Source organism: Candidatus Jordarchaeum sp. (genome assembly GCF_052745115.1).
The window spans coordinates 1-8,361 of the sequence record NZ_JBRAKS010000171.1; the positions used below are offsets into that span (position 1 = coordinate 1).

The 8,361-nt window shown below is 38.9% G+C and carries 9 protein-coding genes; 5 read left to right on the forward strand and 4 right to left on the reverse strand.

Features of this window, described 5'->3' with window-relative positions; translation table 11 throughout:
- Positions 1-131: 131 nt before the first annotated feature.
- The 4 genes from ACUVXA_RS12405 (at position 132) to ACUVXA_RS12420 (ending at position 4,184) form a co-directional block, all read left to right on the forward strand.
- Positions 132-2,096, forward strand: a complete 1,965-nt coding sequence (locus tag ACUVXA_RS12405) for an acetoacetate--CoA ligase (protein WP_445871585.1) — start codon at positions 132-134, stop codon at positions 2,094-2,096.
- A 180-nt stretch (positions 2,097-2,276) separates the two neighbouring features.
- Entirely contained in the window at positions 2,277-2,489 is a 213-nt protein-coding gene (locus ACUVXA_RS12410) for a hypothetical protein (protein WP_445871586.1), read from the forward strand.
- Positions 2,490-2,503: 14 nt separating this feature from the next.
- Positions 2,504-3,292 (forward strand): sugar phosphate isomerase/epimerase family protein, encoded by a 789-nt coding sequence (locus tag ACUVXA_RS12415; protein WP_445871587.1) that lies wholly within the window; start codon positions 2,504-2,506, stop codon positions 3,290-3,292.
- A 100-nt stretch (positions 3,293-3,392) separates the two neighbouring features.
- Positions 3,393-4,184 (forward strand): SDR family NAD(P)-dependent oxidoreductase, encoded by a 792-nt coding sequence (locus ACUVXA_RS12420; protein ID WP_445871588.1) that lies wholly within the window; start codon positions 3,393-3,395, stop codon positions 4,182-4,184.
- A gap of 43 nt (positions 4,185-4,227) precedes the next feature.
- Here the strand turns inward: ACUVXA_RS12420 and ACUVXA_RS12425 are convergent, their stop codons facing one another.
- Positions 4,228-5,400 carry a glycosyltransferase family 4 protein gene (locus ACUVXA_RS12425; RefSeq protein WP_445871589.1) on the reverse strand — a complete coding sequence of 391 codons (1,173 nt, stop codon included), beginning with the start codon at positions 5,398-5,400 and terminating at the stop codon, positions 4,228-4,230.
- A gap of 649 nt (positions 5,401-6,049) precedes the next feature.
- Between ACUVXA_RS12425 and ACUVXA_RS12430 the strand changes: the two genes are divergently transcribed.
- On the forward strand, positions 6,050-6,499 hold the full coding sequence (locus ACUVXA_RS12430; protein ID WP_445871590.1) for a MaoC family dehydratase: 450 nt from the start codon (positions 6,050-6,052) through the stop codon (positions 6,497-6,499).
- Positions 6,500-6,560: 61 nt separating this feature from the next.
- Here the strand turns inward: ACUVXA_RS12430 and ACUVXA_RS12435 are convergent, their stop codons facing one another.
- The 3 genes from ACUVXA_RS12435 to ACUVXA_RS12445 all read right to left on the reverse strand — a co-directional run bounded on the left by ACUVXA_RS12435 (position 6,561) and on the right by ACUVXA_RS12445 (position 8,196).
- On the reverse strand, positions 6,561-6,950 hold the full coding sequence (locus tag ACUVXA_RS12435; RefSeq protein ID WP_445871593.1) for a CBS domain-containing protein: 390 nt from the start codon (positions 6,948-6,950) through the stop codon (positions 6,561-6,563).
- 232 nt (positions 6,951-7,182) lie between these two features.
- Positions 7,183-7,593, reverse strand: a complete 411-nt coding sequence (locus ACUVXA_RS12440) for a hypothetical protein (protein WP_445871591.1) — start codon at positions 7,591-7,593, stop codon at positions 7,183-7,185.
- Positions 7,594-7,947: 354 nt separating this feature from the next.
- Complete coding sequence (locus ACUVXA_RS12445; RefSeq protein ID WP_445871592.1) at positions 7,948-8,196, reverse strand: hypothetical protein; 249 nt, start codon at positions 8,194-8,196, stop codon at positions 7,948-7,950.
- Between the last annotated feature and the right edge of the window lie 165 nt (positions 8,197-8,361).

The window sequence follows — 8,361 nt, forward strand, 5'->3', positions numbered from 1 at the left end:
TATTTAAGTTATTCCAAGTCCGTTTTTCGGATATTTCAGGCTCAAATAGTAAAGTTTAATAAAGCATTTTACACCAATTTTTTAAAAAAACAAATTTCCGTGTCCAAACAACTTAAAGAGGTGGTGGAGTAATGGGAAAATTACTCTGGGAACCCTCTGAAGAAATTCTAAAACAGGCAAATGTGACCCGATTCATCGACTTTGTCAACAAAGAATATGGTTTAGAAATCAATTCTTATGCTCAACTATTTGATTGGTCGGTTGAAAAGATACCTGATTTTTGGGCAGCCGTATGGGACTTCGTGGAGATTAAAGCATCGCGCGGATATGATAAAGTGGTTGATGACCTGACCAAGTTTCCCGGTGCAAAATGGTTTATAGGTGCAAGATTGAATTTCGCTGAGAACCTCCTAAGATACAAAGACGACAAATTAGCTTTCAAATTTATAGGAGAAACTCAGAAATCAGCCAAGATGAGCTATAAAGAAGTATACAACAATGTTGCCCGTGTGGCAAAATCGCTACGTGAGCTAGGGATCAAGCCCGGAGACCGGATAGGTGCTTTGATGCCCAATATGATACAGACACCTATTGCAATGCTTGCTGCCACCAGTATTGGTGCCACTTGGGCTTCTTGTGGTGCTGAGCTTGGGACACAAGCGGCACTGGACCGTCTGGGTCAAATTGAACCGAAGGTTTTGTTTACAGTTGATGGGCACCTCTACAAGGGCGTTACTCATAATATTTTAAGTAAAGCTCAGGAAGTGGCTGAAGGAATCCCCTCTCTGGAAAAGGTGGTTGTAACCAAATATGTGGAAGACAAACCCAACATTAGTAATATTCCTAAATCTGTGTATTGGGACGACTTTCTATATCCTGAAAAAGTGTCGGAAATTCGATTTGAACAATTGCCTGCCGATCACCCGGTGTTCATAATGTTTTCCTCTGGGACAACTGGTAAACCAAAGTGCATGGTTCAGGGAGCAGCTGGAGTACTCATCAATCACTTAAAAGAGCTTATACTAAATACTGATCTAAAACGTGAAGACACTATCATGTACATAACGAGTTGCAGTTGGATGATGTGGAACTGGCTGATAAGCTCTTTAGGAACAGGAGCCACCATAGTATTATTTGATGGTAATCCTAATTATCCCGATCCCGGTGCCATGTGGAAAATGATTCAAGATGAAAAAATCACCATCTTCGGTTGCAGTGCAAGTTACATCAACTATCTCCGAGGCCAGGGAATTAAGCCGGGAAAAGACTACGATTTATCAACACTACGAGAAATATCCCAGACTGGTTCCGCGCTCTCGGCCGAAGGGTTCGAGTGGGTTTACAAAGAAGTCAAAAAAGACTTACATTTCAATTCAATATCCGGTGGCACAGATATCAACGGCTGTTTTGCTTGTGGAAGCCCCACCATTCCGGTATATGCTGGTGAGTTACAGTATCGGGCCTTAGGAATGAAGGTGAAGGCGTACGATGAGAACGGAAATGAGGTATATGATCAACAGGGAGAACTTGTTTGCGAAGCTCCTGCTCCCTCGATGCCAATTTATTTCTTTAAAGATACCGATCATGAGAAGTATAAAGCGGCTTACTTTGAATTTTATCTGAATAAAAATGTGTGGAGGCATGGCGATTACATAGTGATTCACAGCGACACTGGGGGAGTAACCTTCTACGGTCGTTCAGACGCCGTTTTAAAGCCTTCTGGTGTACGCATAGGCACTGCTGATATATACAATGTGGTGGAAGATATGGAAGAAGTTGCTGATAGCGTAGCCATAGGTCAGAGTTGGAAAGGAGATCAGCGCATTATACTCTTTGTAAAACTCGCTCCAGGATACAAGTTGACAGATGATTTAAAGAACAAGATAAGAAAAAATCTGCGTGAAAAAGCTTCACCTCAGCATAGCCCTGCTTTAATCCTTGAAGCCCCAGATATTCCATACACCTTCAGCGGCAAAAAAGTGGAAATAGCCATCTCAAACATAATACATGGCAAACCAGTCCTAAACAGGGGCGCATTAAATAATCCAGAATCACTAGATTACTTTGAAAGTATTCTTCCCGAGCTCCAAAAATAAAAAAGTAATGTATGAAAAAGGTAATATCCTAGAGTTAATAAAACAAAATTCTTAATATTTCCCTTACACTCTTTTTTTGTAATTGCTCTAGAACAAACTAGACTAATATTTTTATAAAAGAAAGTAGCAATATTTTCAGCCAAGTTTTCGAATCGCCGAAGAAAGTAATGGAGGATTTTTTTGAAGGAACTTTTGGAACAGAGATTAGAAGATAGAAAAGCCTTGGTCAATAGGAGTGACTCAGGCATTGGTAAAGCGATCAGTGTGCTGTATGCTAAGGAAGGGGCCTATATTATTGTGAACGAAATAAATTTGAAAGGAGCTAATAAGATAGCCGAGATGATTAAGAAACTTGGTAGAAACGCCATGGTAATAAAGGGGTGTTTTATGTGAAGGTGAAAGTTTGCATGACGAACAGTCCCTTTAAGGATGTCTTAGAGGAGGTTAAATTTGCTGGCGAGAACGGTTTTGATGGCTTTGAACTAGTCTTTGAGTATCCTCTTTCAACCCCTGAGCAAATACTAGCTAAGAAGAAGCAGTTACTAGATACATTCTCAACGTATCACCTGGTAAGGCTGAGTCATACCCCAACCTTTGTGGACATTTGCAACTTTTACGAGGGACTAAGAGAAGCTTCTATTCAGGAAACCATAAAGGCGATGAATGTAGCTTACGAGCTGGAAATACGCCTCCTGACGGTGCATCCCGGCTTCCGCTTCCCTCTTCTATCCAAGGAGAAAGCCTTCCAGAACACTGTTCAGTCGCTGAATAAACTACTGGCAAAAGCAGAAGACTATGATATGATTCTCGGCGTTGAAAACCTGCCTTCAGGATTCTTCCCCTCCTCTGAACACTTCACAAAGGTTAAGGAATTTGAAGACCTTTTCAGCCAGCTAGGATCAGACAGACTCTCCCTCGTATTTGACATTTCCCATGCGTGCCTCCGGGGGTCAGATCAACCCCAAGAGTTCATCAACGAACTCTACGATCGGGTAGCCCACATACACGTCAGCGACAACTTTGGGGAAAGAGACGACCATCTTCCATTAGGTGCGGGTAGAACCGACTACAAAACACCACTCAAAGAACTAGCGAAAAAAGGATACAATAAAACCATAACCCTAGAAATCTTCGCCATAGATCGAGACTATCTACTCCTGAGCAAAAATAAAGTAAAAGAAATTTTTGAAACATAAAAGAAAAAATCCTTCCTTTTTCTCAATTATTCAATAAAACCTAACTATTTTTAAGAGCAGATTAGGAATTATTGATATACAATACAGAGGAGGTATATTTTTGAAAGAGTTTTCGGAACAAAGATTGGGTGGTAGAATAGCACTAGTTACCGGGAGCGGTTCTGGCATTGGCAGGGCAATTAGTGTACGGTACGCTAGGGAAGGAGCCGATATTATTGTGAACGACATAAATTTGGAAGGCGCTAATGAGACCGCTAAGATGATAGAACAAATAGGTAGAAGAGCCATGGTTATACAAGCCGATGTGGGAAAATCAGCAGAAGTAGAAGCAATGATTAAAAAAGTATACGCCGAGTGGGGAAGACTCGATATTCTTGTGAACAACGCTGGCATTAGCGGTATGCCATATATTCTCATTGAGCAAACAGAGGAAGACTGGGATCGTGTTATAAACACCAACCTTAAGGGAACATGGCTATGCTCAAAGTTTGCTGCCATTAGGATGCTGGAACAGGAGAAGAAGTTTGGGGAATTAAAAGGGAAAATAATTAACACGGCTTCGATAGCTGGTAAGACTGCAATAGCCCACATAGGTGCTTATTCTGCGAGCAAATTCGGCGTGATAGCATTAACTCAAATTTTTGCGAAGGAATTAGCGCCCGATATAACTGTAAATGCTATTTGTCCTGGTTTCCACGTAACTGCGATTTATCTTAACAGCGAGGAGGTGGTGAGAGAATCCATGAAGACTTTCAAATCCCCAGAAATTCTCAGGGGGAGGCTAGGAACAGCAGATGATGTTGCTCCACTGGCGGCCTTTCTTGCATCAACTGATTCAGACTATATGACAGGTCAAGCAATTAACATTGATGGAGGCGTGGAATTCCATTAGGATTTTGCTCATATAATGAATGAAAGAAAAAAATATATTTCTACTAAATTGTGTGAATTTCACTGGTATCCGATACATTTCTGTAAACTCCTACCATTTCTTTTGCAATGGTTTCCCATCTGAATTTGCCCAGTTTTTCCCATCCCTTTTTTCCCATGTTCCTGGTAGATTCAAGGTCATTTAGACAGTAGTTAGCCCCCCAGGCAATTGATTCCGGAGTTACATAAACTTTAACCCCGTTCTCAAAGTTATCAATATTTTCTGAGAGTCCACCAACATCCGTTGCCACAACACCTTTTTTGGCACTCCACGCTTCTAGCAAAACCAAGCCGAATGGCTCATTTCTACTTGGAATAACCACTAAATCCACGGCATTGAGTAGTCTTACGAACTCCTTGTCAGGTAGATAGCCCAGAAATCTTACATGGCCGTCGAAACTTTTTGCCCATCCTTCAAGAAATGGGCGCATATCTCCGTTTCCCGCAAAGAGGAATTTTGCATTCGGATGGCGTTCTAGAATTTTTGGGGCTGCATGAAGCAACAAGTCTGGCCCTTTCTGATAAACGAGTCTGCCCATGTAGAATACCAGAGGTTCCTCGGGGTTTACAACGTAGTCTTTTTTCACTTCTTCCGCGTTAATATCCATGTGGAATTTTTCAGGCTCTATACCATTTGGAACCACTTTTATCTTCCATTCTGGAATATTGTAAAGCCACATGGCTTCTTTCCTTAAGGCCTGCGATATGGTTGTAATCTTTTTACATATTAGGGCGGCATACCACTCCTTGCCAGAAATTTCTTTGTACTCCCACCAGCCTCCAAACTGGTTACCATTTCTCCCATACTCTGTAGAGTGAAAAGTTAGGACAGTTGGTCTGTCTTGAAGTAGGTGTAGTGCTTCAGTGGGATGCCAGTCATGGAAGTGGAGAGCATCAAAAGCTCCATTCTTCTCCTCAGCTAAATAGTCTTCAACCATCTGTAGGCTCATGTTCTTGCAGTACTCAATTATGTTTGGGCCAGAGGGGTGGCATCTATGATAATAAACACCTTGTTTTTCAGTACTCTTCTTCTGGGTCTTTAAACCAGGAGAAAAGTAGTGAACCTCGTGTTCCTTCGCCAAACTTTCAGCGAGATTGGTAGCTGCCATGGCAAGCCCTCCAATTCTTACTGAATAAAGAGATTCCCAGCAGAAGAAACCTATTTTAAGAGTTTCCATATCCCTATAGTCTTCCTCCTTATTTGAGCAATTTGGATACCAAATGGAATTATCATAAGAAATTGAAATACCCTAGCAGCTTTTCTCTCCCTCAAACAGTGTGTTTTTCTCCACCTCTGCCGCCAAGATACGTACAGCTTTTACCTAATCTTCCATTTCATCGATAAAATATAAATTTTATTCATAAACATTTTCAACGGGTCTATCTTTTATAATATTCTGATTTTTATATTCTTTTGTGTTAACATTTCCGTGGTGGTTTTGGCGGAGGGCAACGGGTTTAACCCCCTGTTTTGCGGGGGATTCCACACTTAAGCAGGGTTAGTGCCAAAAAATCCCTTTGAAGAGGGGAGGAAAAGCGGAAATACACAATTAACAGAAGAGTGAAAAATCAAAATATAATAAATCATAGACTAATTGAACATTTTTATCAAAAATAGGGAAAGTCTTTCAGGACATTAATAGTATTTTTTTTCAGTTATATCCTGAGAAATTTTTGGAAATTTTTCATTCAGGATTAAACGCATCACTGGTACTAGAAACAGTTATGGTAAACTTATGGTATTTGTATAATAAATTCCAATATCACCTCCTGTTCCCGAAAGATTTAAGTAAAACTTGGAATCTTTTAGGTTTTCGGTGGCTTAATATGAGTTATCATGGTAAGACTTTTCCGGAGTTTAAGGTAGGAGATAAATTAATATCCCCCTCTATAACGGTTACCGAAGCTCATATAGCGATTTTTGCTGGATTGTCGGGTGATTTTAATCCTTTGCACACTAACGAAGAATTTGCAAAAAAATTGCCCTTCCAGGGAAGAATAGCTCATGGTATGCTAACAATTTCTATGCAATCAGGATTTATTGGTATGCTTCTGGCAGGGACGGCCATAGCTTTTTTGGAAGCTGATTATAAGTTCAAGGCCCCAGTAAAAATAAATGACACTATTCACACTGAATTAGAAGTGGCGGAAACTAAACCGGTTCAGAAGTATGATGGTGGAATAGTCAAGTTCAATATGCAGATTAAAAACCAGAGAGAAGAAACTGTGGTTGAAGGCTATGCAACTGTTATGGTATCAAATAAGAGACCTGGTTAGATTAAAAAATAATTTCGGAATAAATTCTCCCAATTTTTAAGGTAATTAAAAATTTCTTTCATTATCTCAGTAATAATTTTGCTCTGGTGTAGCGCATAAATCTCTGCAATATTTTGCGGCTCAGAACACCGACTATTTTATCCCCGTCTGTTACTGCTAATCTCTTATAACCGGTTTTTTGGAAAATTTCCCAAGCCTCTTTTAAGGATGCATCCTTTTCTACTTTATGAATGGGCGTAACCATTATGTCTCTAGCGGTCTTCCTATTTGGATCCTCCCTATCCGCAACGAGTCTGAAAACCTGACCATCTGTGATTAAACCGATTATTTTCCCATTCAAATCCTCTACAAAAATCGACCCGACCTCTGCGTCCACCATCTTTTTAGCAACTGTTGGAACATCATCAGTAACTTTACAAGTGATGACATTCGGTCTAGCAATATCATTCACAATACTCAAGTATCCACCTCCAAAACATAAATTTCTAAATATCTTTAATCGAAAATTTATAAACTTAACCCACCTTAGAACCGTAAAAATATCTACTGCTGTGAATTTTTTAATGTTACCCTTTTATAGCTTAATGAAGCATTAAATCGAAAAACAACATTTAATATGCAATTTGTCCGGTAATAAAAACTCTTAAAATATTTTTTTAAAAAAAGGAGGATTTTAATATTTTTTATACTGGTATAATTAGGAATTCTGCCCATAGATGAATTACATGGCACAGCAGTGTTAGCACAAATGAAACTGTTACAAATTCAAACCAGAACAAGCTAAGCTTTCTTCGAATAATCATGTAAGTCATAGGAGTGAATGTAACTATATAACCCACTAGGTAAGGAAACACGCAAGACAACCATGCAACTCCTCTAAAAAGACCAATAACATAAGAACTCGTACAAAAGATTTCGCTTATGAAAAATGGTACTCCCGCTATGAATAATGGTACGATGTGGAGAAATTCATGAATAATAGTAAACATGGATAGATAATTCAAAGCAAAAGTAGAACTACCACCAGTTATCAGAGATAAATAGGAATACCAAATTGTTTCTGTTTTAATCTTATTTTCTTGAACGGCTTTCATTCTTTCATCACCCTTAAAGATTCCAGTCAACCGTCCATGAATCGCAATCCTATGAGATGCTCTTAGGATTATTACAATAAAACCTACTATCTAGCAGAGTGAATTTAGTATTTTTTTCAAGTCGTTGTTGGCTAATATAATTATACAGATCTTATGATATTAATTTTTCCCAACATAAAAATAGATAATATTCTCGAAATACTTTGATACACAATTTTGTCCAAAAATAATTTTCTTACCAACTTTTTTCAAAATTTTCCAATAATGGATTAGAATATATAAAGAATACGTTATAAAAAAACAAAAACCATTTTCTTGGGATTATATTAAAATTAATGCTTCCAGTAAACTTGCTTACTTTACAATTTGATCTTTTAATAAACTTTTTTCTGTATTATCAGATTTCCAAGATTCTAGTGTTTTAATCTTCCAGGAATTAAGTGGGACTTTGTGTGAGAATTCGCTACTGAACCTGCAGCCAGTAAATATTCCCCTGACTGGATTGAAAACAATCTTTTTTTCCCCATCCGGTAGCTCACATATAAAAGCGCAGTACCCGCCATCAACATTTCTGTTTAGAATTCGACAAAAAACTTCGGGCATACCACTACACTCCGGGTCCTTCTCCTGTTAATGTAGTAACACCGATTGGATATTTATAATAAAGTACTACTCCCGTAGTTTTGGAGGAATATTCAAGTATTATTTGATTATTGACACTCCCCGCGACTAAAGTCGGGGGATTCTTGGAAGCTCATATTCGAGCCT